The sequence below is a fragment of the Roseovarius sp. Pro17 genome, from assembly GCF_035599575.1.
In the GTDB taxonomy this organism is placed as follows: domain Bacteria; phylum Pseudomonadota; class Alphaproteobacteria; order Rhodobacterales; family Rhodobacteraceae; genus Roseovarius.
Map to the genome: position 1 here is coordinate 1516026 of NZ_CP141179.1, position 26543 is coordinate 1542568.

Here is a 26543-nt window from a genome sequence, read left to right on the forward strand (position 1 = left end):
CTGATATAGCCATTGCATATAGCAATGGAGGGCGCAAAACTGTGCTTGGCCGCGCAACAATAACGTAATTTTAAGGATTTTGTTGCTACTGGGCCTTATTCTAGCGCGATGCCCATGCTCAAAGCCGGGGCGAGTTTGCCCAACGAGATCAGGCCGAAGGCCGCAGGAGAAAAGAAATGATACACCAAGCAACGATCCGCATTATCGCCGCACTGGCCTTCGTCCTTGGCGTGTCAGCCTGCGCCGGCACCCAGAACCAAACCGCGTCGAGCGCCACGACGGCGGATGCGTCTCAGCGCGCTGCGCCGGTGGCCCTCGATATTCAGGCGATCCGTGTGAACGTGCCGCGTACGCTTAAAGTGTCCGAGAAAAACCGCTACTACCCTGGCGGTGATATTGTCTGGCGCGGCGAGCCGATAGGCGATCGCTATCAGCAAGTGACCGCAATCTTTGAGGAGGCGATGGCGCGCGGCACCGCGGGCATGGATAGCGGAGTGCCCACTGTGCTTGACGTCGAGGTCAAGCGATTTCACGCGCTGACCGAAAAGACGCGCTATACCGTAGGCGGCGTTCACGCGCTGACCTTTGTCATCACGCTGCGCGATCCTGCCACCGGTCAGGCGATGACCCAACCGCGCGAGATCAAGGCCGACCTCAAGGCCTATGGCGGCAGTCAGGCAATCGCCGCTGATCAGCGCGGCCAGACCCAAAGGGTTCGCATCACCGGCCATCTGGCACAGGTGATCCGCGCCGAGCTAACAGAGCCCGGCAGCTTTCACTCCGAAGGGCTAGGCCTGATCGGGATGCTCAACACGCTTTGAGCTTTTCGCAGCGCTGGAATTCCTCTAAGGGGACGGCATGACGCCATCCCCTTTGCCCGTTATTCGCCTGATGCCAAAAACCTCGCCTACGGGTGTGCGGCGCGGTGTGCCTTGGTTATATGACAACGAACTGGTCATGGACCGCCGCACAAAGGCAATCGCGCCCGGTTCAATCGCCATGCTAGAGGATGCAAACCGCGCGCCTTTGGCGCTGGTCGCAGTCAATCCTGCCTCGCGCATCACGGCACGTGTGCTGGATCTGGATACGTCGACCACCATCGACCGAGCTTGGCTGACCGTGCGCTTGCGGCGCGCGCTTGCGCTGCGCGAGGTGCTGTTTGATGCGCCCTATTACCGCCTGATCCACGCCGAGGCAGATGGCATGCCGGGCGTCGTTATCGACCGTTTCGGCGATACCTGCGTCATCCAGCCAAATACAGCATGGGCCGACGTGATGCTGGACGATCTGGCCGCCGCGCTGGTCGATGTGACGGGCGCAGTCAACGTGTTGAAAAATTCCAGCGGACGTGCGCGCAGCCATGAGGGCATGGACGACATCAGCGCCGTGTTAATCGGTGCCGCGCCAGACGCGCCCGTGCCCGTGCCGATGAATGGCGCAACCTATCTGGCGGATCTGACCGGCGGGCAGAAGACCGGGATTTTCTACGATCAAAGGCCCAATCACGCATTTGCCGCGCGTCTCGCCAAAGGCGCGCGCGTGCTGGACGTGTTCAGCCATGTCGGGGGCTTTTCGCTGGCTGCGCTGGCGCAGGGCGCAACCTCGGCGCTGGCGGTGGACGGGTCCGAGCCTGCGCTGTCCCTCGCGCTCGCCGGGGCCGAGGCGATGGGTGTTTCGGACCGCCTAGAGACGCGCAAGGGCGATGCCTTTGATGTGCTGACAGCGCTGGGGCAGGAAGGTGCGACGTTCGATATGGTCGTTTGCGACCCGCCCGCCTTTGCCCCGTCGAAAAAGGCGCTGGAGGCCGGTCTGCGCGCTTATGAGCGTACCGCACGCCTCGCTGCGCCGTTGGTGCGCGAGGGTGGATTTCTGGTCCTCTGTTCATGCAGCCACGCGGCCGACATGGAGGCGTTCCGCCGCGCCTGCTTGCGGGGCATCGGACGGGGCCTGCATGAAACGGGCCGCGCGGCCCAACTGATCCATACCGGCGGCGCGGGGCCTGATCATCCAATGCATCCGCAACTGGCGGAATCGGGATATCTCAAGGCGCTCTTCTTTCGGCTGTGAAGGCACTGCTGGATACCTGCGTGATCTATCCCACGGTCATGCGCCAGATGCTGCTGGGCGCAGCACGGGCAGGGGCCTTCACGCCGCTCTGGTCGGCGCGCATCATCGAAGAATGGCAGCGCGCGGCGGTCAAGCTAGGTCCCGAAGGTGTAGCACAGGCAGGGGCAGAGGCGGCGCTGCTAGCGGTCGGTTGGCCGGGCGCCGAGGTGACATGGCCACCCTCGCTCGAGGCGCGGTTGTGGCTGCCCGATCCTGCTGACACCCATGTTCTGGCCGCTGCCATTGCGGGGTCAGCCGACGTCATCGTCACCCTCAACGCCAAGGATTTTCCACGCCAGATCCTGGCCGAAGAAGGGTTGTCGCGCAGCGATCCGGATGCGTTGTTACACGGCATCTGGCAGGCGCAACCTGACATGATAGCCCAAGTTGGCGCAAACATTCTGGCCGAGGCGCAGCGCCTTAGCGGCGCGGACTGGACGATGCGCGCCCTGCTGAAAAAAGCGCGCCTGCCGCGCCTCGCCAAGGCGCTGGGATAGGCAACCACCTCAGGCCTGCCCCCAACGCGCCTCCAGCTTTTCGATTGCGGCGATACGCTCGTGCGTTTTGGGGTGGCTCATCATCCAAGCAGGCGCTGCGCCGGAATTGGATTTCGTCAGCGCCTCCAGCTTGCGAAACAGCGACTTCTGCGGTGCGGTCCCGATCCCGGCCTTGACCAGCAGCGCGGCGGCGTATTCGTCGGCCTCGTATTCGTCGCCCCGCGACAGCCGCGCGGCCAGAAGGGATGTCAGCGCGCCCGCGATCATGATGCCGATACCCGGCAGGAACCGCGACAGCACCATGGCGAGGGCGGTGCGCAGCGCATTCTGGCCAGAGAAATCGATCATCCGCCGTCGCGAATGTCCCAAGGCTACATGCCCCAGCTCATGTGCGATAACCGATGTCAGCTCTTCGCCCGACACATCACCGGATTGGAATTTTGCATAAAACCCCCGTGTGATGAAAATGCGCCCATCCGGCGCGGCAAGGCCGTTGACCGGATCAATCTCGTAGATATGGACGCGAATGCGCGCAAGATCGAGCGCGGCGGCCAGCCGGTCGGTCAGCGCTTTGAGTTTCGGGTCGGCCAGTTCACTGGAATTGCCCGTCAGATCGCGCGACGTGCGCCAGACCGAAAAACGGAACATGACGTAGGCGTAGATCAATGCCAGCAGGATAGGGGTGAACTTTAACATCTTTTGAATATGGGGCCCGCGCGCCACCGGGGCAAGCAGGGATAGGCGACAGGACGATACACGGTGACGTTATTATGCGGTGTTTCCAGCTTGGATCGGGCGCGGTCAGTCGTCCCATCTGGGATCGTCGTACATCACCCACGCCCGGCCGTATTTCCACAGGCCATATTGCTGAGATTCGGAATCCCAATTTGAGAGATGCCGCTGCTGCGCCGCCCATGACCCCCCACCTTGCATCTGCATCCGTCACGCGCGCCGTTGTTCTGGCCCGCACATGACCATAAGACCTCTCGATCATTTCCAGCGATGTGCCGGGATCGGTAAAAACTTCGGCCACCAAAATACCAATCTCATAAGCCTTCGTTATTTCACGCTAACTGGAAATCGGTCCGCTGCACGTCTTGGATCACTGCGCCATGGGCGCGGCGCAAAGCCCCCTCAGTCTCGAAGTTCTTCAGATTGCAGTGGACGGTTTCATCAGAGACGTTCACTTCGGTGACGATAGCCGTGTCCGATATCCGCCCACGTGTGTTGAAGTTGTGCAGGATGTGGTCCCGCAGGTGACTGTTCAAATGGACCATGCGCTAGACCTCAGCGGACTGTTCAGGGGCGCGCGCGGTTTGGCATCCTCGGTGCCAGTGATGCGCTTGGACAACGAACGGAAATGCGTGCGCAGCGCTAGATTTGGCCGGAACGCCCCCGCGGCTTTCGAACGAGAGGGGGCTAGGATGAGCAATTGAACGGCACAAACTCGACGCGGAGCGCCGCGCTTCAAGCCGAGCAGCTGGCCCCGCCCAAGACGCAGAATTTTGCGCAATGGGGATGGTTGAGGGCCACGTCACGCTCGGCCTCGGCGAGCGTTTCGCCCAGCTCGAATTCGGGTGCGTAGGGCAGGAGCGTGCAGGCCAGCACAGCGGGGCGGGCAGCGCCCTTGCGCTTGACCACCATACGCGAGGACGCGCACATCACTGCGTCGGGGGACTTGTTCAGGATGTCCCAGCAGGCGGTCGTAATTTCGGGTACCTCGACCTCTTCATCCATTTCTGGAAAGAGCACAGTCGCGCCCGGGTTCTGCGCGTCGATGTCGTAGCCGCGCTGCGCAAAGAGGTGCGCATAGCCCGCGCGCCCGTCCGCCTCGCTTTCACTCCAGAGGGTGCGTCCGGCAACGGCCATGGGTACGCCGTGATCGCGCAGCCAGTCCATGCCAACGATCGTGCGGGCAAAGGCGCCTTTGCCGCGCTCTTGGTCATGCAGCGCCTCGGACCAGTGATCTACCGATATGCGAAAGGTCATTTTGCCCGGATATGCGGCGTTCAGTTCGTCGATCCCGGCGCGCATGGATTTGCGCATCATCGGGCGCATCGCGTTCGTCAGGATCAGCACATCATAACCCCGCGCCAGTGCCGCGCGGGTCATGCCGATCATCTGAGGGTTCATGAAAGGCTCGCCGCCGGTAAAGGCTATCTCGCGAACTGGCCAGCCGCGCGCCTCAATCTGGTCCAGATAATCGACCACCTCGGCCTCGGAGATGTAGACCAGCGCGTCATTGGTGGGCGAACTGAGGATATAGCAATTGGCGCATTCAATGTTGCATAGCGTGCCGGTGTTGAACCACAGCGTTTCGGCATGACCTAGCGCGACATGCGCGCGCGGCTCGCCCTTGGCGGTGCGTTCTGGATCACAAAATTTGCCGGCATTGGCGGCGCCTGCATGGGGGGCGTCTTTCATGGGATCCTTTCCGGTGCTCTGCCTTCCGTGCCTATCCCGGTGACGCCTGTATGAAAAGCCGCCTGCACGCGCCTGACACAGTTGTGAACGCGCGTCAGAGTGCTAAGGTGCGCGACGAAGAGGAGGCAAATCCATGGTATCGCGCGTCATTCCCGCACAGCCGTTCGATCTGGTGATTTTCGGCGGTACCGGCGATCTGGCCCGGCGCAAGATCCTGCCGGCGCTATTCCGGCGATATTGCGCAGGCCAGATGGATCGGGATGCGCGCATCATCGGCGCCGCGCGCGGCGATATGGATGACGCGGCCTACCGCGATTTTGCCCGCGCGGCCATCGACGAGTTCGACGATGACGCCGTCTGCGCGGCCGAGCATCTAGAGACATTTCTGAGCCAGCTGAGCTATGTCACACTGGACGCGCGTGGCGACGACGGATGGGCCGCGCTCAAGGATCGGCTGGACGGATCAGAGCGTATCCGCGCCTTCTACTTCTCGGTCGGGCCCGCGCTCTTTGGCGATCTGGCAACGCGGATCGAGGCGCATGGGCTGGCCACGCCCGAGGCGCGCATTGTGGTGGAAAAGCCGTTCGGGCGCGATCTGGCATCGGCCCGCGCGCTGAATGCCGAACTGGCGAAGCACTTCAAAGAGACGCAGATCTACCGGATTGATCACTATCTGGGCAAGGAGACCGTGCAGAACCTGATGGCAATCCGGTTCGGCAACACATTGTTCGAGCCGCTCTGGAATAGCCAATATGTCGATCATATCCAGATCACCGTTGCCGAATCCGGCGGCGTCGGCACGCGCGGCGGGTATTATGATAAATCCGGCGCGATGCGCGACATGATGCAGAACCACATCATGCAACTCCTGTGCCTGACCACGATGGAGCCGCCGGCGAAATATGACCCCCACGCCGTGCGCGACGAAAAGCTAAAGGTCATTCGCGCGCTGTCTCCAGTCGAGCCAGGTGATGTCGTGCGCGGCCAGTATGAGGGCACAGACCGCCTGCCGGGCTATCGCAACGAGGTGGAAAATTGCGACACGTTGACCGAGAGCTTTGTCGCGATCAAGGCGCGAATCTGCAATTGGCGGTGGGCCGGAACGCCCTTTTATCTGCGCACAGGCAAGCGGTTGCGCGCGCGCGCCAGCGAGATTGCAATTGTGTTCAAGGACGCGCCGCACTCGATCTTTGGCGCTGCTGCGGGGCGCCACCGCAACATTCTGACCATTCGCCTGCAACCCAATGAGGGGATCGAGATGGGCGTAACCATCAAAGAGCCGGGGCCGGGCGGAATGCGGCTGGTCGACGTACCGCTCGACATGACCTTTTCCGAGGCATTGGGGCCGGAGGCCGCCGACATTCCCGACGCCTATGAGCGGCTTATCATGGATGTGATCCGCGGCGATCAGACCCTTTTCATGCGCGGGGACGAAGTCGAGGCGGCGTGGGAATGGACCGACCCGATCATCGACGCATGGGAGGCATCGGGCGCAGCGCCGCTGCGCTATGCCACGGGCAGTTCAGGACCGGATGACGCACTGGCCTTGATGCATCGCGACGGGCGTAGCTGGCGGGAGATACGACCATGAAGCTGCAGGAATATCCAGATTCGGAATTCATGGCGATGGGCCTCGCCGATGTCATCTCGACCCAGCTGAACGCGGCTTTGCGTCAGCGCGAGCGCGCCTTGCTGGTGGTGCCGGGCGGCAGCACGCCGGGGCCGGTTTTTGACACGCTTTGCGGCGCGCGACTGGAGTGGGACCGCGTCGACGTCCTGCCCAGCGACGAGCGGTGGAGACCGCAGGCGCATCTGCGTTCAAACGGGGGGATGATCGCGCAACGCCTCATCTGCGAGCGGGCGGCGTCGGCGACCTTGCTGCCACTTTATATCGAGGGCGCATCGCCCGAAGAGGCCGCACCGCAATTGTCCGAGGGGATCGCACCACGCCTGCCGATCGACGTTGCGCTGGTGGGCATGGGCGAGGACATGCACACCGCCTCGATGTTTCCGCGTGCGCCTAATCTTGAGGCGGCGCTGGCGCATGACGCGCCGATTTTGGTCCCCGTGCGGATCGAGGGCGAGCCAGAGCCGCGTATCACGCTCGCCGCGCATGTGCTGCGGGGTGCCATGCATTTGCACGTCGTCATCACCGGTGAGGCCAAACGCGCCGCGCTGGAACGGGCGCGCGGGCAGGACGCGGCGCACGCGCCGATTGTCGCCCTTCTGGACGATGCCACCGTGCATTGGGCCCCCTGAAATGTGGCGCGATCTGAAAACCCTGGCTGAAAAGGCTCGCGCACGTGGCATCGCGCCGTTGTTTGGCGCCGGGCGCGCAGCGAATTTTTCGGTACGCTGGGATGGAATGCTGCTGGACTATTCCAAGACGTCGATAGCCGAGGACGCCCGCGCCGCCTTGCTGGCACTGGCAGAGGATCGCGGGGTCGCGGCGCGCCGGGAGGCGATGTTTACCGGCCAGCCCATAAACGAGACCGAAGACCGCGCCGTGCTGCATACGGCGCTGCGCGACTTGTCGGGCAAGCCGGTGATGGTGGATGGCGAGGATGTCATGCCCGGCGTTCGCGACACTCTGGCGCGGATGAAGAGCTTTGCCGGGGCAGTGCGCAGCGGCGCGTTCAAGGGGGCGGGCGGCACGATCACTGACGTCGTGAATATCGGTATCGGCGGCTCGCATCTGGGGCCTGAAATGGCGGCACGCGCGCTGTCGCCTTATCATGACGGGCCGCGGTGCCATTTCGTCTCGAACGTGGATGGTGCTGATATAGCTGACACGTTGGCGGGCCTTGATCCTGCGCGCACGCTGGTGCTGGTCGCGTCCAAGACATTCACCACGACCGAAACGATGACCAACGCCGCCACTGCGCGCGATTGGATCGGGGCATCAATCGACAATCCGGGCGATCAATTCGCCGCGCTGTCGTCGGATGAAGAGAGGGCAGCCGCGTTCGGTATCGACGCATCCCGCGTCTTTGGATTTGAGGACTGGGTCGGCGGACGCTATTCGATTTGGGGGCCGATCGGTCTGTCGCTGATGATCGCCATCGGAACCGACGATTTCACCGATTTCCTGCGCGGCGCCGAGGCGATGGACCAGCATTTCCGCACCGCACCACCCGAGGAAAACATGCCGCTGCTGCTGGCACTCGTCGGCCTTTGGCATCATCAGGCCTGTGGCTATCCGACCCGCGCCGTGCTGCCCTATGACCAGCGTCTGGGACGGCTGCCCGCCTATCTGCAACAGCTGGAAATGGAATCTAACGGCAAGGGCGTGGCGATGGACGGACGCGCCCTCAGCCAAGGTAGCGGCCCCGTCGTCTGGGGCGAGCCGGGCACCAACGGGCAGCACGCCTTCTATCAGCTGATCCATCAGGGCAGCCAGATCGTGCCGTGCGAATTTCTACTGGCGACGAAAGGTCATGAGCCGGATCTAGCACATCACCACACGCTGCTGATCGCCAACTGCCTCGCACAGTCCAAGGCGCTGATGCAGGGCCGCAATCTGGAGACGGCGCGCGCGCTGATGAAGGAAAAAGGCTTTGCCGGGGCCGAGCTTGAGAGACAGGCCCGCCATCGCGTTTTTCCGGGGAACCGGCCTTCGACGACGCTGATCTATGATTTGCTGACGCCGCGCCGACTGGGCCAGATCATCGCGCTCTACGAGCATCGCGTTTTCGTCGAGGGGGTGATCCTTGGCATCAACTCTTTCGATCAATGGGGCGTCGAACTGGGCAAGGAACTGGCGGCGGCGCTACGACCTGTTCTGGCAGGTGATACTTCGGCGGCTGGTGAGGACGGATCGACCCGGCAACTAGTAGACTTTGTACAATCGTCAAATGGGTGACCCGTCCTCGCGCCGCTAACGCCTTATGGGGCGTGTCTGCGACGTCTCGTGTCGTGTCGGTTAATTTCGGCACGAGAACTATATCGACGACGTGAAACGCGCCGTTCGATTGATCGACATTGGCGATCGTCGGGGCAAAGACGATAGATGGCCCTTTAGATTTCAGCGTGATGTCGACGATGGTCTTGGCCGCAAACAGGTCGGCACCGCCGACCACAGGGTTTGCGCCGAATGCAATCGAGGCGGTGACGACGGGATAGATGCCAGCGCGAGCGTGCTAAACGGTTTCATGGAGTATCTCAGTCTGTGCTATGTCTCCTACAAATCGGCCCGCCTGTTCGGGGTCTGGCCCAATACACGCAGCCTTCCGGCGGATAGTTGCAGCACGTCGGCAGTTTTTTGCCCTGAACAGCATTTTATAACTATCGGGGTGGAACTAAGGCGGGCCGATAGCGTTTACAGCTCACAGCCGTCGCGTGTGCACCTTTATGTGCACCGTAATGGTGCAACCGACTGACACACGAAGGAGTTACTTTATGAAGATGTGGATATCCGCGATTGCATGCACTGCGGTGCTGGGCCTTGGCGCCTGCGAGAACCTTACCACGAACCAGCGCACTGTCGCAGGTGTGACAGGCGGCGCGGCTGCTGGCCTGCTGACGGCCAAAGCGTTGGGCGCTGGCAGCGACTGGCAGTTGATCTCGGCCCTTGGCGGCGCGGCTGCCGGTACGGTCGTTGCGCAGAACCAGAACCGCAAGGTTTGCGCCTACTCGCGCGGTGATGGCACCTATTACGAGGCGGCTTGCCCGTAAGTAAGATGGCTACAGGATGAACGAAAAAGGCGCGGCATCACTGCAGCGCCTTTTTTGTTATATCGTGACTGATACGACAGCCGAGCGACGTTGCGCGCCTTCACAAAGACGCGCGACCGATTACCCCCGCAAGACACTATGCCCAGCATATTCCGCCGTCTCGCCCAACATTTCCTCGATGCGGATCAGCTGGTTATATTTGGCCAGCCGGTCCGAACGCGCCAGCGAGCCGGTCTTGATCTGCCCGCAATTAGTGGCGACGGCGAGATCCGCGATGGTCGCATCCTCCGTCTCGCCCGAGCGGTGCGACATGACGTTCGTAAACCCGGCCCGGTGCGCCATATCCACGGCGCGTAGCGTTTCCGTGAGCGTGCCGATCTGGTTGACCTTGACCAGCATCGAATTCGCGGAACCGCGCGCGATGCCCTGCGCCAGACGCTCGGGGTTCGTGACGAACAGATCGTCGCCGACCAGCTGCACCTTATCGCCCAGCTTGTCGGTAAGCGCCTTCCAGCCGTCCCAGTCGTCCTCGGACATGCCATCCTCGATTGAGATGATGGGATAATCCGCGACCAGCGCGGCGAGGTAGTCGGCGTTTTCAGCTGAGGTCAGCGATTTACCCTCGCCGGTCATCTCGTATTTGCCGCCTTTGAAATACTCGGTCGCGGCGCAATCAAGGGCAAGGTAGATATCCTCGCCGGGCTTGTAGCCGGCTTTTTCGATGCTTTTCAGGATGAAATCCAGTGCTTCGCGGGCGCTGGCGATATTGGGCGCGAAACCGCCCTCGTCGCCGATACCGGTGGATAGCCCAGCCGCCGAGAGCTCACCCTTGAGCGTATGGAACACTTCAGCACCCATGCGGATGGCCTCGCGGATGTTGTCCGCAGCCACGGGCATGATCATGAATTCCTGGATGTCGATCGAATTGTCCGCATGCTCGCCACCGTTGATGATGTTCATCATCGGGACGGGCAATACGCGGGCCGAGGTGCCGCCGACATAGCGATAGAGTGGCTGACCGGTGTAATCCGCCGCCGCCTTGGCCGTCGCGAGCGAGACGCCAAGGATCGCGTTCGCCCCGAGGCGCGACTTGTTGTCGGTGCCGTCCATTTCGATCATCGCCATGTCCAGCGCAACTTGCTCGGTCGCGTCGAACCCTTCCAGCGCATCCAGTATCTCGCCATTCACGGAATCAACCGCGTCCAGCACGCCCTTGCCCATGTAGCGTCCCTTGTCGCCATCGCGCCTCTCGACCGCCTCATGGGCGCCGGTGGACGCGCCCGAGGGCACGGCGGCGCGGCCCATGGTGCCGTCCTCAAGGGTGACGTCGACTTCGATGGTCGGGTTGCCCCGGCTGTCGAGGATCTCGCGGGCGTGGATGTCTATGATGCTGCTCATGTGTCGTCCCTGTCTGGTGAAATGCGTTAGCGATCAGTTATCAAATTGGCGCGGGTAATGGAATTGCTTCGCTCAGAGCGGCCCCTTTGGCTTGGCTTGTCGAAAGGCGTGCCGCGCCAGCCGCTGCTCGCGGATCAGCGTATAGAGGCCCGAGGCGATGATGACCGCCGCGCCGATCAGCGTCCATGTATCGGGGCGCTCGCCCAGCAGGCTCATCCCGAGGATCAGCGCAAAGATCAGGCGCGCATATCGAAACGGGGTGACGGCAGCGACCTCGCCGATGCGCATGGCACCGACGATGAAATAATAGGCCATGACGCCAAACACCATCGCACCCAGAAGGTATGCCCACGCGAGCGGGTCCGGCATCGACGGCTCTCCGTGGAACATCAGCATCACAGCACCTGTCGGCACCATCGTGCCAAAGGCGTAACAGGACAGCTGCATGGATGACACACTGGTCGGGATCGCACGCGTCGCCAGATCGCGGATCGCAAGCCCGACGACCGAAATGACGGCAAAGATGGATGAAACGTCGAACGCGTCCAAACCGGGCCGCACGATCATCAACACGCCGATCAGCCCGACGAGGATCGCCGACCAGCGTCGCCAGCCAACCTGCGCCCCCATAAAGAGCGCGGCCCCCAGCGTCACCGCTAGAGGCGTCGCCTGAAGGATCGCCGACACGGTCGACAGGTCCGCCAGCGCCAGCGCGGTGATATAAGTCACGGCTGCGATGATTTCGCCCACGTTGCGCAGTATAACAGGGCGCGTCAGCAGCACGGGGCTGATGAGGCGCGTGCCCTGGGCGCGCGTGGCGATGGCAAAGGTGACACAGCCCGCCGTGCCCAGCATCATCAATATCTGCCCCACAGGCATGTTTTCCGACAGCAGTTTGACGAAAAGATCCTCGGCGGCGAAACCGGCCATTGCCACCAGCATCAGAATGCTGCCGCGTAGATTATCCATGAGTTTGCCCTTTCCGGGGGTGATCAGGCGCGCAGGCGCACCCAGACAGGCACATGATCCGACGGCTTTTCACGCGCGCGGATTTCACGGTCGATCTGGCAGTCCTCCAGCATATCAGCGCAGGCGGGGCTGAGCAGGAAATGATCGATGCGAATGCCATCGTCCTTGTTCCATGCCCCCGCCTGATAATCCCAGAAGCTGTAGTGACCGGGCCCTTGGGTCCGGGCGCGGAACGCCTCGGTAAAGCCCATGTTTAGCAGACGGCGAAAGGCCGCACGCGTTTCGGGGCGGGCCAACGCGTCCTCCTGCCATGCCTCGGGGCGTTTGGCGTCCTCGTCTTGCGGGATCACGTTATAGTCGCCCGCCATCAGGAACGGCTCTTCCAGCGCCAGCAGCTCGGCGGCGCGGGTTTGCATCCGCTCCATCCACGACAGTTTGTAATCGTATTTCGGCCCCGGCACCGGGTTGCCATTGGGCAGGTATAGGCCGCAGACGCGCAGCGCCGTCTGATCGCCGATCACGGTGGCCTCAATCCAGCGGGCCTGTTCGTCACTTTCGTCGCCGGGCAGGCCGCGCGTGACGTCCTCAAGGGGCAGTTTCGACAGGATCGCAACCCCGTTAAAACCCTTTTGCCCATGTGTTTCGACGGTATAGCCGCAATCCTCGAAAATTTCGCGCGGGAATGCCTCATCGACCGATTTAATCTCTTGCAGCAGCACGACGTCGGCCTCCGACTCGTCCAGCCAATCGGGCAGGGCGTTTATCCGAGCCTTGATGCCGTTGATGTTGAACGTCGCAACTTTCATCTGCCGGTCCTCGCAAGGTTGGGGCGGGATTGGGTATAGCTCCCCTCTATCGCGCAGCTCTGCGGCAGGGGCAAGTCGCAGGGTGCGCCTTGTCGCGAATCGCACCCCCGAATCCGACAGAGGTGAGTCGCCTCTTCCGATCCATAAAAACTGGCAAACACGTTAAAGTTGTGGATGAAACGGCTGTTTCTCAGACAGAAACAGGGGCAAAATCACGTCAAAAACACCTGTGGATAAGTTTTTTTGGCCTCCGAAATTCATCAAGAGTCAGTGCACCTTACACCCCGTTCTTGACCTCGTTTTTGAACCCTTGCTCGCCTTTAGGTTGAAATTTTCCTTGGCAGTTTCGCCACAAGCTGCAAGCCTCTGGGGGTCAACAACATCAATCTGGGGATTACGAAAATGACAGCTCAACGCAAAACAGAACTCACCTTCGCCGCCGCTCAAAGCACGCGCACTCACAACCTGCATGACGGCGTCGCGACAGAAATGTTCACCTCGTCCATGGCACCGGTTGCTGCTGCCGATGCTGGCCTGGGCGAAGGTCTCGAAATGTTCACGTCGTCGATGGCGCCGACCCTGCGCAGCGATGCATCGGCTGGTGACAGCGTCGAGATGTTCACCTCATCCATGGCGCCCTCGATGCGCAGCGAGGCGGCCGCAGGCGACAATGTTGAAATGTTCACCTCGTCGATGAGCCCGTCGGCCCGCGCCGATGCCTCTGTCGGCGACAACGTCCAGATGTTCACATCCTCGATGGCCCCTTCGGCCCACACTGACGCCAGCGCCGGTGACAATGTCGAAATGTTCACGTCCTCAATGAGCCCCTCGGCCCGTACTGATGCATCTGCCGGCGACAACGTCGAGATGTTCACCTCCTCGATGGGCCCTTCGATCACTGCCGATGCGACCGCGGGTGACAACGTTCAGATGTTCACGTCGTCGATGGCACCTGTCGCGGTTGGCGAGGCAGTGGGCGCATTCACCTCCTCGATGACGCCTATCGGCGAAGCGCGCGAAGGCGACGCTGTCGAAATGTTCACCTCGAGCATGTAATCGCAGCGCTTGAACGGGGCCTCGGGTCCGGACCTTTTGAAATGGAGATCACCAAAATGACCACCATCGTCCAACTCGACGTCCCGTTCCGGCAGCACAGCAAGGCCGCGCGCCAAGCGGCCTTGCTCAAGACCTTTGCGCAAGGACGGCGCACGCAGGAGGATGTTTTCTGGCTCAAGGAAAACGCCGAAATGCTGAACATCCTTGAATCCACCGGCGCCGACATGGCCCCCGGTGCACTGTCCGCCTATCAGTCATTTTACGACGAAATCGAGCAGCGGATGGAATTCTTTCCGCAGTATTACCGCTTTTTGCTGTCGATTTGCCTCGACCTCGAAGACCTCGGGATGCAGGGCGGCAAGGGCGCGGCACTGACCGAATGGATTGCCCACCAAGGGCTGGCCGACGCGGAGCTGTCGGATCTGCAACGCGCCGAGGCACGACGCCTTTGCGCACGGCGCGGCGTCGATCCGCTGCCCGGCGATACCGGCCTTGATGCACGTCTGCGTGGCTTCGCCGCGCGGTCGCACACCTTCACGATGCCAAACAAGAAGGCGGCGTATGAACTGACGCATATTGTGTTCTATCTGTCCGAATATGGCCGCACCGATCCGCATCTGGACGATGCCGCTCAGCGCAGCCTGATGTTTGCCGGCACGTTGGCCTTCCTCGATTTCAATGCCGATCTGCTGGCCGAAATCTGCTTGGCGCTGCGTTTCGCCGGGATGGAAGCGCCCGAAGTCTGGGAAATCTGGCTGACCCAACAGATCCGCACCTTTGCGCTGGAGGACGGGGACGGATTTCAGGACGACTACCACGAATATCTCATGCTGAACTGGTTCATGACCCGCGCGGGGCAGGGTGGTTTCGGCGATCATGTGCCTGAGGGGCGGCTGACATTTGCACGCACGCGGCCCAGATCTGCGCCGCTGCGCGAGTTGTCGCAGTGCATTTACTCAATGGGCCATGCCCGTTCTGCCGATTGGGAGGCCATGCGCGGCGAAGTCGCAGCGCAGGTCTCGGACGAGGCGCAGGCGGCGCTGATCGCCGCCGAGGCATCGACCGATCAATTTGCCGCATTTTTTGAGGGTTTCGCGCGTGTCGGCCTGCGCGGCGGGGTGCCTTCCATGGGGGCTGCACAATGATCGCTGCGCGCGCTGCGGGTGCGACCATTCTGACCGGTGTCGGGCTGACGGTGATCTATACCGCGCTCATTTCCAGCGCCGATGCCATCACCAAAATGTTCGCGGCAAGCTATGCGGCGCCGCAGCTTTTCGCGTTGTCGGGTGGCATCGTTGCGCTGCTGGCGGTGTTGTTCAATCGCGCGGGACCGACGCCGCGCGGCGTCGCCACGACCTGTCCGCGCGCCATGGCGCTGCGTAGCGGGGCGACCGTGCTAGGGGCGGCTGCATTTTTCTATGCGTTCCGCCTTTTGCCGTTTGCCGAGGTGTTTCTCTTTATTGCGATGATCCCGCTGATCACGGCGCTTTTGTCCGGCCCGGTGCTGGGCGAAATGGTGCGCCCACAGGCGTGGGGCGCGGTAATGCTGGGCATCGTCGGCCTCTTGTGCCTCGCGCCCGGTGGGTTTCAGTCATTGGGTCTTGGCCATGCGGTGGCGCTGGCCGCGGTGCTTTTGGGCACGGTGTCCATGATGGCATCGCGCTATATCGGAGTGCGCGACGGCAACCTCTTGGCGCAAGTATTCTGGCCAAATCTTGCGTTGGGGGCCGTCAGTGCCTGCGCGCTGCCCTTTTTCTGGGCACCGATGGGGTTGGTCGATTTGGGCTGGGCCACACTATATGCTGGTCTGCTGTTCGGCGCACGTTGGGTGCTGGTGGCAGCGTTCAAGGCGCTGCCTGCATATGTGATCACACCGCTGATGAACCTGCAATTCCTGTGGATGGTCATCATTGGCGCTGCCGTCTTTGGCGAGGTGCCGGGACCGGCGCTTTACCTTGGGGCGGCTCTGGTGATCACGGCGGGGGCGTGGCTGATCTATGATCAGGCATTTCCGGGCGGGCAGTCGCGCAAGTTGATTCCAGCTGAGTGATGTTTGGAATTAGGAGCGCACCGTAACACCCTGTGTTACATCGAAAAAGATGTTCCGCATCCACAGCTGCTGCTGGCGTTCGGATTTTCGATGACAAACCGCGCGCCGATCAACTCTTCGCTAAAGTCGATGACCGCACCTGTCAGGAATGGCAGTGACATAGCGTCCACAACGACCCTCTGCCCTTGTCCCTCCAGCACCAGATCGTCGTCGGCAGGCATGTCCAGCTTGATCTCATACTGAAAGCCCGAGCATCCACCGCCCTCGACGGCGACGCGCAGGGCCTGTCCCTTATCGCCTGCGCCGATTTCGCTCAGACGCTCGAATGCGCGGTCGGTGACTGTGGGTGGCAAATTCATTGATGGCCTCCGAAGGGAACTGGGCAGTTTCGCTATTGCTTGAGATGCAATATATGACCCCCAGCACCACCCGGCAAGGAGGCCGCTCACATGACCTCGCGCATCGCCGCACATCCAGACCGATCACGCGGGCGGCTCAAGGCCGAAGAAGAGAGCGCATTCCGCTCGTGTTTCCAGCGCGACCGCGACCGGATCATCCATTCCAGTGCCTTTCGGCGGCTCAAGCACAAGACGCAGGTCTTCGTCGCCCATGAGGGTGATTATTTTCGCACGCGCCTGTCGCATTCCATTGAGGTCGCGCAGGTTGCGCGCACGATTGCCGGCGCGTTGGACCTCAACGGCGAACTGACCGAGGCGGTGGCGCTGGCGCATGATCTGGGCCACACGCCGTTCGGACACACTGGCGAAGACGCGCTGCACGCGCTGATGCAGCCCTACGGCGGCTTTGATCACAACGCGCAGGCAATCCGGATCGTTACCGTGCTGGAGCGGCACTACGCCGAATTCGACGGGCTGAACCTGACATGGGAGACACTGGAAGGGCTGGCCAAACATAACGGGCCGGTAACGGGTGATCTGCCTTACGCGCTGGCCGAATATGACGCACGCCACGATCTGGAGCTGCACACACATGCAAGCGCCGAAGCGCAGGTGGCCGCGCTGGCCGACGACATTGCCTACAACAATCACGATCTGCATGACGGTCTGCGCGCGCGCCTCTTTACCGAGGCCGAAGTGGCCGAACTGCCCATCCTCGACACATGCTACGGCGAGGTCGATCTCCTCTATCCCGGGCTCGATCCTTACCGGCGGCGACACGAGGCCTTGCGCCGTGTCTTTGGCGTCATGGTCGGCGACGTGATCGAAACCTCGCGCGATATCATTGCCGCATCGGACGTCGCCAGCAGCGATGCAGTGCGGCATCTAGGCCGCCCGGTTATCAAGTTTTCGGACACGCTCTGGCGCGATTTGCAGGTGATCCGGCGCTTTCTATTTACGCGTATGTATCGCGCGCCCAAGGTGATGGTGCAGCGCACTGAGGCGAGCGAGGTGGTCGAGGGCCTCTTTCCGTTCTATATGGCACAGCCTGAGTTTCTGCCGCGCCGCTGGCAGAGCGACGTGGCGGCGGCAGACACGACGACCGCGCTGGCCCGGCTGGTCAGCGACTATATCGCCGGGATGACCGACCGTTTCGCGTTTGCACAGCATGCGCGGCATCTGGGCGGTCGTGGCGGGGCCGGGTCCTGGCCGAATGAGACTGGAGATATAAGCCATGGCAGTTGAGACAGCGGGCGCGATGGCGCCGGTCATGGCCTTTGCGCTGGTCGGCGCAATCGGCGTTGGCGCGCAATGGGTAGCGTGGAGGTTGCGATTGCCTGCCATCGTGCTGATGCTGCTTGCGGGGCTAGTGATCGGGCCGGGCCTTGGCATCTTTGACCCTGAGCGTGACATCGGCCCGCTGATGGGGCCGATGATCTCGATTGCGGTGGCCATCATCCTCTTTGAGGGGGGCATGACGCTGAACCTGCACAGCTTGCGCGAGGCCGCTAAAGGCGTGCGGCGACTGGTGCTGATCGGCGCGCCGATTGGTTGGCTAGGCTCAGCGCTGGCGCTGCACTATATCGCAGGCCTTAGCTGGGCCAGTGCGGCAGTGTTCGGCGGCATCATGATCGTGACCGGTCCGACTGTCATCGCGCCGCTTTTGCGCACCGCGCGGCTCAGCAAACGTCCCGCGCAACTGCTGCAATGGGAGGCGATCGTTAACGACCCCATTGGCGCGCTGGCCGCTGTCCTCGCCTTTGAGGTGGTGCTGGTGATCTACGCCAGCGAGACATTCGGCGCCGCGATCTGGGACATGGGCGTTGGTATCGCGCTGGCCACCGTGATGGGCGTCGCCGCAGGCTGGCTGCTGTCCGAAGGGTTCCGCCGGGGCCGCGTGCCGGAATACATGAAGGTGCCGGTGCTGTTTGCCTCGCTGCTGCTGGTCTTTGCCCTGGCCGACAGCAGCCTGCACGAAAGTGGGCTGTTGGCGGTGACAATCATGGGCTTTTACATCGCGAATGCGGGCCTTCCCAGTTATACCGAGCTGCGCCGCTTCAAGGAGCACGCGACGATCCTGCTGGTTTCCGGCGTATTCATCCTGCTGGCGGCATCGATGGATATCGAACGGCTCAGCCTGCTGGGATGGCCCGCGCTGGCCTTTGTGGTCGCCACGATCCTGATTGTGCGCCCGGTAACGGTGATGACCTCGCTCGCGTTCAGCAATATCCCGATGCGCGAGCGGCTGCTGGTCGCCTTTACCGGCCCGCGCGGTGTGGTGCTGGTGGCGGTCGCTGGCCTATTCTCGGACCGTTTGGTGAATGCAGGGGTCGAGGATGCGGCGTTGCTGACGCCACTGGCCTTTGCGCTGGTCGCAGCGACCGTAGTTCTGCACGGCTTTACTCTGCGGCCCATGGCGCGCGCGCTGGGGTTGGCCGGCGGGCAGGTGCCGGGGGTCATCTTTGTTGGTGGATCGCGCTTTTCCGCCGCCTTCGCCGCCGCACTCCAAAAGGAAGAGGTCCCGGTGCTGGTCGTCGACGCCAACCGTGCCCGCCTGCGCAGCGCGCGCGAGCAGGGGCTGCCGATCTATGTGGGCGATATCTTGTCCGACGGCGCCGAACATGGGGTTGAGTTCATCAGCTTTGGTCGCGTCATCGCCACGTCCGACAATGATGCCTATAACACGCTGGTCGCCACCGACCTTGCTCCCGAATTCGGGCGCGAGCATGTATATCAGCTGCGCCGCGCCAAGCAGGAACATACGCGCCACGCTTTGCCCGCCACGCTGGGCGGACGCACAATCGCTGGTGATCTGCGCTATCTCGAGTTGGCCCGCCATATGCAGGAGGGCTGGGAAATTCGCGCGACCAACCTGACTGAGGAGTATGGGCTGGATGAGTGGCAGGCGGATAACCCCGAGTCGATCCCGCTGGCCGAGGTTACGCCGGGTAGTGCCCTGCGCATCCTTGCCGCCGACGCCTCCCTAAAGGCAGGGGCAGGAATGCGCCTGCTGGCGCTGTCGCCTGCACGCGAACGTGTGGTCGAGGCGGCAGAGCGCACCGGCGAGGAAAATGCCAAAGAGGCCGCGGCCAACGCAGCCAGTGACGCAGGGAAGGGCAGCACGGCGGATTGACGCCAAGCGCCGCGATGCTAAACCGGGGGCGAATTCAAGGGATGATTGCGATGAACCTCTTTACCGATATCCGCGCCGCCGTTCTGGACGCGCTGAGCGCGCTCGAAGCCGCAGGCACGCTGCCCACTGGGCTGGACCTGGGCAACGTCACGGTCGAGCCACCTCGCGATCCCGCACATGGTGACATGGCGACCAATGCGGCGATGGTTCTGGCCAAGCCTGCGGGCCTAAAGCCGCGCGACATTGCCGACGCGCTGATCAAACAGCTGACACAGGACGCGCGCATCGACAGCGCCGAGGTGGCCGGCCCCGGTTTCCTGAACCTTCGCCTTGCGCCGGACTGCTGGCGCGACATCGTGCGTAATGTCCTGAGCGTCGGCGACGATTTTGGACGCTCGACCGTGGGGCAGGGCCAACGCGTCAACGTTGAATATGTCAGCGCCAACCCCACCGGCCCCTTGCATGTGGGCCACACGCGCGGCGCGGTTTTTGGCGATGCATTGGCCAGTCTTCTGGATTTCAACGGCTATGATGTCACGCGCGAATATTACATCAACGACGGCGGCGGGCAGGTCGATACGCTCGCGCGGTCGGTCTATCTGCGCTACCTTGAGGCGCATGGCCGCGCCGTCGATTTCCCCGACGGCACCTATCCCGGTGACTACCTGATCGCAGTTGGCGAGGCGCTCAAGGACAAGATCGGCGATGCTTGGGTCGGCCAACCCGAAGAGGTCTGGCTGGCTGAACTGCGCAGCTATTCGACCGATGCTATGATGGACCTGATCCGCGCCGACCTGAAATCTCTGGGCGTCGAGATGGACAAATTTTCGTCCGAGAAGTCGTTCTACGGAACCGGCTTGATCGAAAAGGCGATCCAGTCGCTCGACGACAAGGGGTTGATCTACGAGGGCGTTCTTGAGCCGCCCAAGGGCAAAATGCCCGAGGATTGGGAGCCGCGCGAGCAGACGCTGTTTCGCTCCAGCGCGCATGGCGATGATGTGGACCGGCCGGTTAAGAAATCCGACGGAGCGTGGACCTATTTCGCCCCCGATATCGCCTATCACTATGACAAGGTCACGCGCGGGTTCGATTTGCTGATCGACGTCTTTGGTGCGGATCATGGTGGCTATGTCAAACGCATGAAGGCCGCTGTGTCGGCCCTTTCGGATGGCAAGGTCCCGCTCGAGATCAAGCTGACGCAACTGGTCAAGCTCTGGAAGAACGGCGAGCCGTTCAAGATGTCCAAGCGGGCAGGGACGTTCGTGACGCTGCGCGACGTGGTCGATCTGGTCGGGGCGGATGTCACCCGTTTTGTCATGTTGACCCGTAAAAACGACGCACCGCTCGATTTTGATTTCGACAAGGTGCTGGAGCAGTCCAAGGACAATCCGGTTTTCTACGTGCAATATGCCCATGCGCGGGTCTGCTCGGTCCTTCGCAAAGCAGCAGAGGCGGGGATCGACGTCAGCGACGAGGCCCTTGGGGCCGCCGACCTGACGCTGATCGCGCATGAGGCTGAACTGGCGCTGGCGCGCAAGATCGCTGAATGGCCGCGCCTCGTGGAAATCGCGGGCCGCACCAGCGAGCCGCACCGCGTCGCGTTCTATCTCTATGATCTGGCGTCGGACCTGCACGCGCTGTGGAACCGGGGCCACGACGCGCCCGAACTGCGATTCATCCAAGAGGGCGATCCTGCCACGTCTCAGGCGAAAATCGCGCTGGTAAGGGCAGCAAGCGTTGTTATTTCCGCAGGTTTGGGTATCTTGGGCGTCACTCCGGCCGAAGAGATGCGATAAAAATCGCGCGTCGCCGGGATTGAATGAGGCAGATTTCACACCCCGGTAGCCTCTGGCACGCCGGAGGCAAAGAGGCGGGACATGGCAGATTTTCATGCACAAGAGGCCGCAAGCGGGCGGGCGGACGACGCAACCGGTGGCGCTTATGGCAGCGCGCAAACTGCGCCGCGATGGGATGACGGTAAGGCGCAAAATCCTTTGTCACGCGCCACTTACGCGATTGGTTCGATTGTGTCGGTCGGTTTAGTGATCGGCCTTGGGGTCTGGGGGTACAAGCTCCTCGTGCGCGACGTGAGCGGTGTGCCTGTGATCCGCGCCGCCGAAGGACCGATGCGCATCCAGCCCGAAGATCCGGGAGGGCGGCAGACCCTCAACCAGGGCTTGTCTGTCAACGCGGTCGCCGCCGTCGGCACCGCTGGCAATGCCCCGGATGAGCTGATCCTCGCCCCCGCGCCGCTTAACCTGAGCGAAGACGACGCGCCGACTGCCGCGCCCCAACGCGTGCAGCAGGCCCTCGCCGAGACTGCTGACGCCTCCGAGACCCCTGAAGCCGAGGTGCAGCAGGATATCGAACCCGCTGAGCCCGAAATTGCTGCTTCAGAAATTGCTGCTTCAGAAACTGCCGTGCCGGAAACTGCTGAGCCCAAAACCGAGGCCGTTTCCGACGACATGCTTGCCCTCGCCGAGGCCATAAGCCAAGGGATTACCCCCATGGCTGCGCTGGAGGACGCCCCAAACTCCCCTCTGCCCGACGCCGACGCCGACGCCGAAGAAGCAGAGCAGCCCATGGGCGGCATCGCCACCTCACTGAGGCCCCGCGCGCGCCCTGCCGATCTGAGCAACATCCGTCAGGTCTCGGCAAGCGGGGCTGGCGCTGGAGTGCGCGACGTCGATCCCGAGTCAATCGCCACCGGTACACGCCTTGCGCAATTGGGCGCCTTTGCCAGCGAAGAGATAGCGAACGAGGAATGGAGCCGCCTTGGCGCGCGCTTTGAGGAATATCTTGCAGACAAGGATCGTGTGATCCAAAAGGCGACCAGCGGCGGGCGCACATTCTATCGCCTGCGCGCGATGGGGTTTGATGATCTGGCAGATGCCCGGCGCTTCTGCTCAGCCCTTGTTGCTGAAAAAGCCGAATGTATACCGGTCGTTACGCGGTAATCCCAATCTACGGAGTGCGGGTATGACCCATTTTGGCGCCACCATCCTCGACGCCACCGGCGAGCGGCTGAGTCCGCAGGAAAAACGCTTTTTCGCCGAGGCCGATCCGTTCGGGTTTATCCTATTTGCACGCAATATCGCCAGCGCCGATCAGGTCCGTGCCCTTTGTGCCGATATGCGCGATGCGGTTGGCCGCAACGCCCCCATCACCATCGACCAGGAGGGCGGGCGCGTGCAGCGCTTGCGCGCACCGCTTTGGCGCAACTGGCCCGCGCCGCTGCCACATGTTGCGGCAGCGGGCAGGAATGCCGCCGAGGCGATGTATCTGCGCTATCGCCTCATCGCACATGAGTTGCACGAACTGGGAATCGACAGCAATTGTGCGCCGTTGGTTGATGTGGCAGGCGCGCAAACCCATGATTTCCTGCGCGATCGCTGCTATGGAACTGACCCCGCACGCGTGGCTGAGTTGGGCCGCGCTGTCGCCGATGGTCTCTTGGACGGCGGCGTGCTGCCGGTGCTGAAACACATCCCCGGTCATGGGCGCGCGCAATCCGACAGCCATCTGGACCTGCCCGTCGTATACGATGTGTTGGAAACACTGACAGCCTGGGATTTCGCGCCCTTCAAGGCGTTGAATGATCTGCCGATGGGGATGACTGCGCATCTGGTCTATGCCGCCATCGACGAACTGCCCGCCACGGTGTCACCCACGATGATGCAGCTGATCCGCGATCAGATCGGCTTTGACGGGTTGATCATGACCGACGACATCTCGATGAAGGCGCTCAGCGGCAGCCTGACGGACATCACCCGTGCGTCGCTGGACGCCGGTTGCGACATCGCGCTGCTGTGCAACGCCACGCTTGATGAGCGCCGTGCAGTGGCGGACACGGCAGGTCGGCTGAACGACGTCGGACAGGCCCGCGCCGAGGCCGCGCTTGCCGCACGCCGAACACCCACCAAGGTTGACATTTCCGCGCTGGAGGCAAAGCTGTCCGCCATGAGCGGCGGGCTGACATATGGCAGATGACGATTGGGACGATAAGCGCGCGGATGTCGCTGAGCGGCAGGCCGCAGAGGCGCTGATCGTCGATGTCGACGGCTTTGAGGGGCCGCTGGACCTGCTGCTGACGCTTAGTCGCACGCAAAAGGTGGACCTGCGTAAGATCAGCGTACTGCAACTGGCCCGCCAGTACCTTGAATTCGTTGAGAAGGCCCGCCGACTGAGGTTGGAATTGGCCGCCGACTACCTCGTCATGGCCGCATGGCTCGCCTTTCTTAAGTCACGCCTGCTACTGCCCCCGGATCCTGACGAGGACGGCCCCTCAGGCGCGGATCTGGCCGCGCATCTGGCCTTTCAGCTCGAGCGTTTGCAGGCGATGCGCGACGTCGCCGCGCGACTGATGGCGCGCGGTCAGCTAGGGCGCGATTTCTTTGCTCGTGGTGCGCCCGAGAGTGTCACGCGCACGCGGCGCATCACCTACACCGCGTCGCTGCTGGACCTGATGCAAGCCTACGCCCGGACCCGCACGCGGGACGAATTTCGCCCCTATGCGATGGACCGCGATGCGATATTCTCGCTTGAACAGGCGCTGGATCGGATGCGCGGGTTGCTCGGGTTTGGCGGCGACTGGACGGATATCGCCACCTATCTGCCCGAGGGGTTCGGTACTGACCCCGCACGGCGCCGCTCGGCCATGGCGTCAACTTTTGCGGCCTCACTTGAACTGGCCAAGGAGGGACGCATCGAGCTGCGCCAGACTGAAGTATTCGCCCCCATCGAAATCCGAACGAGAGATCAAGAACGTGGTTGAAGAAACTGAAGATAAACGAGAAAGCCTGTTCGAGGCCCCGCCTATGGCCGAGCAAGAGCGCATGGTCGAAGCGATCCTTTTTGCCACGTCCGAACCGATTGGCGCACGCGAATTGGACGCGCGCCTGCCACATGGCAGCAACTCTGCCGAGGCGCTGGTGCACCTGCGCAAACGCTATGCGGGGCGCGGCGTGCACCTAACGCGCGTGGGCGATGGCTATGCGATGCGCACCGCGCCTGATTTGGGTTTTCTGATGGAGCGCGAGACAGTCGAGACCCGCAAGCTGAGCCGCGCTGCAATCGAAACGCTGGCGATCATCGCCTATCATCAGCCCGTGACCCGCGCTGAAATCGAGGAAATCCGCGGTGTGTCGGTCAGTCGCGGCACGGTCGATCAACTGCTGGAGATGGAGTGGATCCGCTTTGGCCGCCGCCGCATGACGCCCGGTCGGCCCGTCACTTTTGCTGTGACCGACGGCTTTCTGGCCCATTTCGGATTGGAAAGCGCCCGCGATCTGCCCGGCCTGAAAGAGCTGCGCTCGGCCGGACTGTTGGACAGCCGCCTGCCACCAACATCAATGCCGGGCGCGAACTCCGTCGATGATGAGGAGGATATGCCGCTAAACGAGGGCGATCAGAGCGAACTTTTCGAGGAATAGTTTGAATATGCCCTGAAAAGTTCTTGATTCTCTGCTATGTGTTGGACTTGAGGAAAAATGCAGGAGGGCGCGATGAACGCCAATCAACTGATCAACATGGCGATACGGATGATCATGCGCCGTCTAATGCGCTCGGGCGTGGATGCAGGCGTTGGTGTCGTCGGCAAGCATATGTCCAAGGGCAAATCGCCAAGCGCGGCGCCCGACAGCAAGGCCACGCAAAAGCGCGCCCGCAGCACGATGAAGATCGCAAGACGCATGGGCCGGATGTAGTAAAAATAGAGCGTTAACCGTGCATCACAACGCCTTGAAATGCTTGGATAATTTAAGGCCTTGCCCCTGATAATTTGAGCTGAGCCCGGCGCCGTATAGTGTGGCGGGCCGCTCGCTCATCCGCTCGTAAATCAGCCGCCCGACGATCTGACCATGTTCAAGCACAAACGGCGCCTCATGGCAGCGCACCTCAAGCACACCGCGTGACCCTGTCCCGCCCGCCGCATCGTGGCCAAAGCCGGGGTCGAAGAATCCGGCATAGTGCACGCGAAATTCACCCACCATAGCCAGATAAGGCGCCATTTCAGCTGCGTAGCAGGGCGGGATGTGCACCGCCTCGCGGCTGACTAGGATGTAGAATGCGCCCGGATCGAGGATGATCTGTCCACGATCAGAGTGGACCTCTTCCCAAAAGTCCGCAGGTTCGTAATGGCCGATATTGTCCAGATCGATCACGCCGGTATGCGGCTTGGCGCGGTAGCCCACCAGCGTGCCGGTTTGCGGTTTCAGATCGACGGAAAAGCCGAGGCCGTCGTCGATCACCGGAGTGCTGTCGACCAGCGTGTCAGAGGCGTGCAACGCAGCCAGTTCGGCATCGTTCAGCACCGCGTCGCCACTGCTGAATCGGATCTGGTTCAGCCGCATGCCGGGTCGCACCAGCACGGAAAACGACCGGGGGCAAATCTCGGCATAGAGAGGCCCGTGATAGCCGGGCGGGATGCGGTCAAATTCGGCCCCACCATCGGTGATTGCACGCGTCAGAAGGTCAAGCCGCCCGGTCGAGGATTTGGCATTGGCGGACGCTTGAATACCCGCAGGCAGGGCCAGCGTTTCCATCAGCGGCACGACATAGACGCAGCCTTTTTCCAGCACTGCACCAGCGCTAAGATCAATGCGGTGCATCTCGAATTCGGATAGTCGATCGGCCACGCGCCGCCCTTGCCCGGCAAGGAACGAGGCGCGCACGCGATAGGCGATATGGCCAAGGCGCAGATCAATGCTGGCGGGCTGGATCTGCTCGGGGCGAACTGCCGGATCGGCGGCAATGGCACCATCCGCGATCAAACCTTCGAGTTGCTGGCTGGAGAGAACTCCGGTCATCGCTGCGCCCCTTTGAAACTCGCGCTGGTTTAGCCGCGTTGGCAGACCATTGCAATTGTGAGAGGCGCTGGTGCTGCGATTTCACAATGTCAGGGGGAGGTGATAAATGGTCGGGCTAGCAGGACTCGAACCTGCGACCTTCCGTCCCCCAGACGGACGCGCTACCAGACTGCGCCATAGCCCGACGATTGCGTTGTCATACCTGTTTTTCTGGCAGGGACAAGGG

The 26543-nt window shown here is 62.2% G+C and carries 26 protein-coding genes and 1 tRNA gene; 18 read left to right on the forward strand and 9 right to left on the reverse strand.

What is annotated here, in order from left to right; genetic code table 11:
* The first annotated feature begins 176 nt into the window (after window positions 1–176).
* The 3 genes from U3654_RS07345 to U3654_RS07355 are packed head-to-tail and all read left to right on the forward strand — an operon-like array spanning window position 177 to window position 2603.
* Complete coding sequence (locus U3654_RS07345; protein WP_324754687.1) at window positions 177–821, forward strand: DUF6778 family protein; 645 nt, start codon at window positions 177–179, stop codon at window positions 819–821.
* 37 nt (window positions 822–858) lie between these two features.
* Complete coding sequence (locus tag U3654_RS07350; protein ID WP_324754688.1) at window positions 859–2067, forward strand: RSP_2647 family RNA methyltransferase; 1209 nt, start codon at window positions 859–861, stop codon at window positions 2065–2067.
* Window positions 2064–2603, forward strand: coding sequence for an RSP_2648 family PIN domain-containing protein (locus tag U3654_RS07355; protein WP_324754689.1), 540 nt, complete (start codon window positions 2064–2066; stop codon window positions 2601–2603). The genes U3654_RS07350 and U3654_RS07355 overlap by 4 nt, the downstream gene beginning before the upstream one ends.
* 9 nt (window positions 2604–2612) lie before the next feature.
* On the opposite strand, the gene U3654_RS07360 is transcribed toward U3654_RS07355, so the two are convergent.
* The 3 genes from U3654_RS07360 to U3654_RS07370 form a co-directional block, all read right to left on the reverse strand.
* Window positions 2613–3299 (reverse strand): M48 family metallopeptidase, encoded by a 687-nt coding sequence (locus tag U3654_RS07360; protein WP_324754690.1) that lies wholly within the window; start codon window positions 3297–3299, stop codon window positions 2613–2615.
* Between the two features lie 368 nt (window positions 3300–3667).
* Entirely contained in the window at window positions 3668–3880 is a 213-nt protein-coding gene (locus tag U3654_RS07365; RefSeq protein ID WP_324754691.1) for a DeoR family transcriptional regulator, read from the reverse strand.
* Window positions 3881–4070: 190 nt separating this feature from the next.
* Window positions 4071–5027 carry a radical SAM protein gene (locus tag U3654_RS07370; protein ID WP_324754692.1) on the reverse strand — a complete coding sequence of 319 codons (957 nt, stop codon included), beginning with the start codon at window positions 5025–5027 and terminating at the stop codon, window positions 4071–4073.
* Between the two features lie 133 nt (window positions 5028–5160).
* Here U3654_RS07370 and zwf point away from each other — a divergent pair, with 133 nt between their 5' ends.
* From zwf to U3654_RS07390, 4 genes are all read left to right on the forward strand, one after another.
* A complete protein-coding gene (gene zwf / locus U3654_RS07375; protein ID WP_324754693.1) occupies window positions 5161–6618 on the forward strand; it encodes a glucose-6-phosphate dehydrogenase in 1458 nt (485 codons plus the stop codon).
* Complete coding sequence (pgl, locus tag U3654_RS07380; protein WP_324754694.1) at window positions 6615–7286, forward strand: 6-phosphogluconolactonase; 672 nt, start codon at window positions 6615–6617, stop codon at window positions 7284–7286. The genes zwf and pgl overlap by 4 nt, the downstream gene beginning before the upstream one ends.
* 1 nt (window position 7287) lies before the next feature.
* Window positions 7288–8889 carry a glucose-6-phosphate isomerase gene (gene pgi, locus U3654_RS07385; protein WP_324754695.1) on the forward strand — a complete coding sequence of 534 codons (1602 nt, stop codon included), beginning with the start codon at window positions 7288–7290 and terminating at the stop codon, window positions 8887–8889.
* A 536-nt stretch (window positions 8890–9425) separates the two neighbouring features.
* Window positions 9426–9701: a glycine zipper 2TM domain-containing protein gene (locus U3654_RS07390; RefSeq protein WP_324754696.1), complete on the forward strand. Its 276-nt coding sequence runs from the start codon at window positions 9426–9428 to the stop codon at window positions 9699–9701.
* A gap of 120 nt (window positions 9702–9821) precedes the next feature.
* On the opposite strand, the gene eno is transcribed toward U3654_RS07390, so the two are convergent.
* From eno to xth, 3 genes are all read right to left on the reverse strand, one after another.
* Window positions 9822–11099, reverse strand: coding sequence for a phosphopyruvate hydratase (gene eno, locus U3654_RS07395; RefSeq protein WP_324754698.1), 1278 nt, complete (start codon window positions 11097–11099; stop codon window positions 9822–9824).
* A 72-nt stretch (window positions 11100–11171) separates the two neighbouring features.
* Window positions 11172–12068, reverse strand: a complete 897-nt coding sequence (locus U3654_RS07400; protein ID WP_324754700.1) for a DMT family transporter — start codon at window positions 12066–12068, stop codon at window positions 11172–11174.
* A 23-nt stretch (window positions 12069–12091) separates the two neighbouring features.
* Entirely contained in the window at window positions 12092–12874 is a 783-nt protein-coding gene (xth, locus tag U3654_RS07405; RefSeq protein ID WP_324754701.1) for an exodeoxyribonuclease III, read from the reverse strand.
* 402 nt (window positions 12875–13276) lie between these two features.
* On the opposite strand from xth, the gene U3654_RS07410 reads away from it, so the two are divergent.
* The 3 genes from U3654_RS07410 to U3654_RS07420 are packed head-to-tail and all read left to right on the forward strand — an operon-like array spanning window position 13277 to window position 15980.
* Window positions 13277–13930 carry a hypothetical protein gene (locus tag U3654_RS07410; RefSeq protein WP_324754702.1) on the forward strand — a complete coding sequence of 218 codons (654 nt, stop codon included), beginning with the start codon at window positions 13277–13279 and terminating at the stop codon, window positions 13928–13930.
* A 56-nt stretch (window positions 13931–13986) separates the two neighbouring features.
* Complete coding sequence (locus tag U3654_RS07415; protein WP_324754703.1) at window positions 13987–15075, forward strand: DUF6902 family protein; 1089 nt, start codon at window positions 13987–13989, stop codon at window positions 15073–15075.
* Window positions 15072–15980, forward strand: coding sequence for a DMT family transporter (locus U3654_RS07420; RefSeq protein ID WP_324754704.1), 909 nt, complete (start codon window positions 15072–15074; stop codon window positions 15978–15980). The genes U3654_RS07415 and U3654_RS07420 overlap by 4 nt, the downstream gene beginning before the upstream one ends.
* A gap of 35 nt (window positions 15981–16015) precedes the next feature.
* On the opposite strand, the gene U3654_RS07425 is transcribed toward U3654_RS07420, so the two are convergent.
* Entirely contained in the window at window positions 16016–16339 is a 324-nt protein-coding gene (locus U3654_RS07425) for an iron-sulfur cluster assembly accessory protein (protein ID WP_324754705.1), read from the reverse strand.
* 90 nt (window positions 16340–16429) lie between these two features.
* Between U3654_RS07425 and U3654_RS07430 the strand changes: the two genes are divergently transcribed.
* From U3654_RS07430 to U3654_RS07465, 8 genes are all read left to right on the forward strand, one after another.
* Window positions 16430–17623 carry a deoxyguanosinetriphosphate triphosphohydrolase gene (locus tag U3654_RS07430; protein WP_324754706.1) on the forward strand — a complete coding sequence of 398 codons (1194 nt, stop codon included), beginning with the start codon at window positions 16430–16432 and terminating at the stop codon, window positions 17621–17623.
* Complete coding sequence (locus U3654_RS07435) at window positions 17613–19511, forward strand: sodium:proton antiporter (protein WP_324754707.1); 1899 nt, start codon at window positions 17613–17615, stop codon at window positions 19509–19511. The genes U3654_RS07430 and U3654_RS07435 overlap by 11 nt, the downstream gene beginning before the upstream one ends.
* A 50-nt stretch (window positions 19512–19561) precedes the next feature.
* Window positions 19562–21307 (forward strand): arginine--tRNA ligase, encoded by a 1746-nt coding sequence (gene argS / locus U3654_RS07440; protein ID WP_324754708.1) that lies wholly within the window; start codon window positions 19562–19564, stop codon window positions 21305–21307.
* A gap of 81 nt (window positions 21308–21388) precedes the next feature.
* Window positions 21389–22468 carry an SPOR domain-containing protein gene (locus U3654_RS07445; protein WP_324754709.1) on the forward strand — a complete coding sequence of 360 codons (1080 nt, stop codon included), beginning with the start codon at window positions 21389–21391 and terminating at the stop codon, window positions 22466–22468.
* A gap of 22 nt (window positions 22469–22490) precedes the next feature.
* The gene (nagZ, locus tag U3654_RS07450; RefSeq protein ID WP_324754710.1) at window positions 22491–23501 is read left to right on the forward strand and encodes a beta-N-acetylhexosaminidase; all 1011 of its coding nucleotides are present in this window, start codon (window positions 22491–22493) and stop codon (window positions 23499–23501) included.
* Window positions 23491–24285, forward strand: a complete 795-nt coding sequence (locus U3654_RS07455) for a ScpA family protein (RefSeq protein WP_324754711.1) — start codon at window positions 23491–23493, stop codon at window positions 24283–24285. Before nagZ ends, U3654_RS07455 begins: the two co-directional genes overlap by 11 nt.
* Before the next feature lie 43 nt (window positions 24286–24328).
* Entirely contained in the window at window positions 24329–24943 is a 615-nt protein-coding gene (gene scpB / locus U3654_RS07460; RefSeq protein WP_324755247.1) for an SMC-Scp complex subunit ScpB, read from the forward strand.
* Window positions 24944–25015: 72 nt separating this feature from the next.
* Window positions 25016–25216 (forward strand): hypothetical protein, encoded by a 201-nt coding sequence (locus U3654_RS07465; RefSeq protein WP_324754712.1) that lies wholly within the window; start codon window positions 25016–25018, stop codon window positions 25214–25216.
* A gap of 24 nt (window positions 25217–25240) precedes the next feature.
* Here U3654_RS07465 and U3654_RS07470 read toward each other — a convergent pair whose 3' ends face one another.
* A complete protein-coding gene (locus U3654_RS07470) occupies window positions 25241–26317 on the reverse strand; it encodes a 2'-deoxycytidine 5'-triphosphate deaminase (RefSeq protein WP_324754713.1) in 1077 nt (358 codons plus the stop codon).
* Window positions 26318–26424: 107 nt separating this feature from the next.
* Window positions 26425–26501: transfer RNA gene (locus U3654_RS07475), tRNA-Pro, on the reverse strand.
* Window positions 26502–26543: the final 42 nt, after the last annotated feature.

What these genes read in the sequence shown, in the direction of transcription:
- U3654_RS07345 (WP_324754687.1), top strand. Translation starts at nt 177, where the DNA reads ATGATACACCAAGCAACGATCCGCATTATCGCCGCACTGGCCTTCGTC.
- U3654_RS07350 (WP_324754688.1), top strand. Translation starts at nt 859, where the DNA reads ATGACGCCATCCCCTTTGCCCGTTATTCGCCTGATGCCAAAAACCTCG.
- U3654_RS07360 (WP_324754690.1), bottom strand. Translation starts at nt 3,299, where the DNA reads ATGTTAAAGTTCACCCCTATCCTGCTGGCATTGATCTACGCCTACGTC.
- U3654_RS07365 (WP_324754691.1), bottom strand. Translation starts at nt 3,880, where the DNA reads ATGGTCCATTTGAACAGTCACCTGCGGGACCACATCCTGCACAACTTC.
- U3654_RS07370 (WP_324754692.1), bottom strand. Translation starts at nt 5,027, where the DNA reads ATGAAAGACGCCCCCCATGCAGGCGCCGCCAATGCCGGCAAATTTTGT.
- zwf (WP_324754693.1), top strand. Translation starts at nt 5,161, where the DNA reads ATGGTATCGCGCGTCATTCCCGCACAGCCGTTCGATCTGGTGATTTTC.
- pgl (WP_324754694.1), top strand. Translation starts at nt 6,615, where the DNA reads ATGAAGCTGCAGGAATATCCAGATTCGGAATTCATGGCGATGGGCCTC.
- pgi (WP_324754695.1), top strand. Translation starts at nt 7,288, where the DNA reads ATGTGGCGCGATCTGAAAACCCTGGCTGAAAAGGCTCGCGCACGTGGC.
- U3654_RS07390 (WP_324754696.1), top strand. Translation starts at nt 9,426, where the DNA reads ATGAAGATGTGGATATCCGCGATTGCATGCACTGCGGTGCTGGGCCTT.
- eno (WP_324754698.1), bottom strand. Translation starts at nt 11,099, where the DNA reads ATGAGCAGCATCATAGACATCCACGCCCGCGAGATCCTCGACAGCCGG.
- U3654_RS07400 (WP_324754700.1), bottom strand. Translation starts at nt 12,068, where the DNA reads ATGGATAATCTACGCGGCAGCATTCTGATGCTGGTGGCAATGGCCGGT.
- xth (WP_324754701.1), bottom strand. Translation starts at nt 12,874, where the DNA reads ATGAAAGTTGCGACGTTCAACATCAACGGCATCAAGGCTCGGATAAAC.
- U3654_RS07410 (WP_324754702.1), top strand. Translation starts at nt 13,277, where the DNA reads ATGACAGCTCAACGCAAAACAGAACTCACCTTCGCCGCCGCTCAAAGC.
- U3654_RS07415 (WP_324754703.1), top strand. Translation starts at nt 13,987, where the DNA reads ATGACCACCATCGTCCAACTCGACGTCCCGTTCCGGCAGCACAGCAAG.
- U3654_RS07420 (WP_324754704.1), top strand. Translation starts at nt 15,072, where the DNA reads ATGATCGCTGCGCGCGCTGCGGGTGCGACCATTCTGACCGGTGTCGGG.
- U3654_RS07425 (WP_324754705.1), bottom strand. Translation starts at nt 16,339, where the DNA reads ATGAATTTGCCACCCACAGTCACCGACCGCGCATTCGAGCGTCTGAGC.
- U3654_RS07430 (WP_324754706.1), top strand. Translation starts at nt 16,430, where the DNA reads ATGACCTCGCGCATCGCCGCACATCCAGACCGATCACGCGGGCGGCTC.
- U3654_RS07435 (WP_324754707.1), top strand. Translation starts at nt 17,613, where the DNA reads ATGGCAGTTGAGACAGCGGGCGCGATGGCGCCGGTCATGGCCTTTGCG.
- argS (WP_324754708.1), top strand. Translation starts at nt 19,562, where the DNA reads ATGAACCTCTTTACCGATATCCGCGCCGCCGTTCTGGACGCGCTGAGC.
- U3654_RS07445 (WP_324754709.1), top strand. Translation starts at nt 21,389, where the DNA reads ATGGCAGATTTTCATGCACAAGAGGCCGCAAGCGGGCGGGCGGACGAC.
- nagZ (WP_324754710.1), top strand. Translation starts at nt 22,491, where the DNA reads ATGACCCATTTTGGCGCCACCATCCTCGACGCCACCGGCGAGCGGCTG.
- U3654_RS07455 (WP_324754711.1), top strand. Translation starts at nt 23,491, where the DNA reads ATGGCAGATGACGATTGGGACGATAAGCGCGCGGATGTCGCTGAGCGG.
- scpB (WP_324755247.1), top strand. Translation starts at nt 24,329, where the DNA reads ATGGCCGAGCAAGAGCGCATGGTCGAAGCGATCCTTTTTGCCACGTCC.
- U3654_RS07465 (WP_324754712.1), top strand. Translation starts at nt 25,016, where the DNA reads ATGAACGCCAATCAACTGATCAACATGGCGATACGGATGATCATGCGC.
- U3654_RS07470 (WP_324754713.1), bottom strand. Translation starts at nt 26,317, where the DNA reads ATGACCGGAGTTCTCTCCAGCCAGCAACTCGAAGGTTTGATCGCGGAT.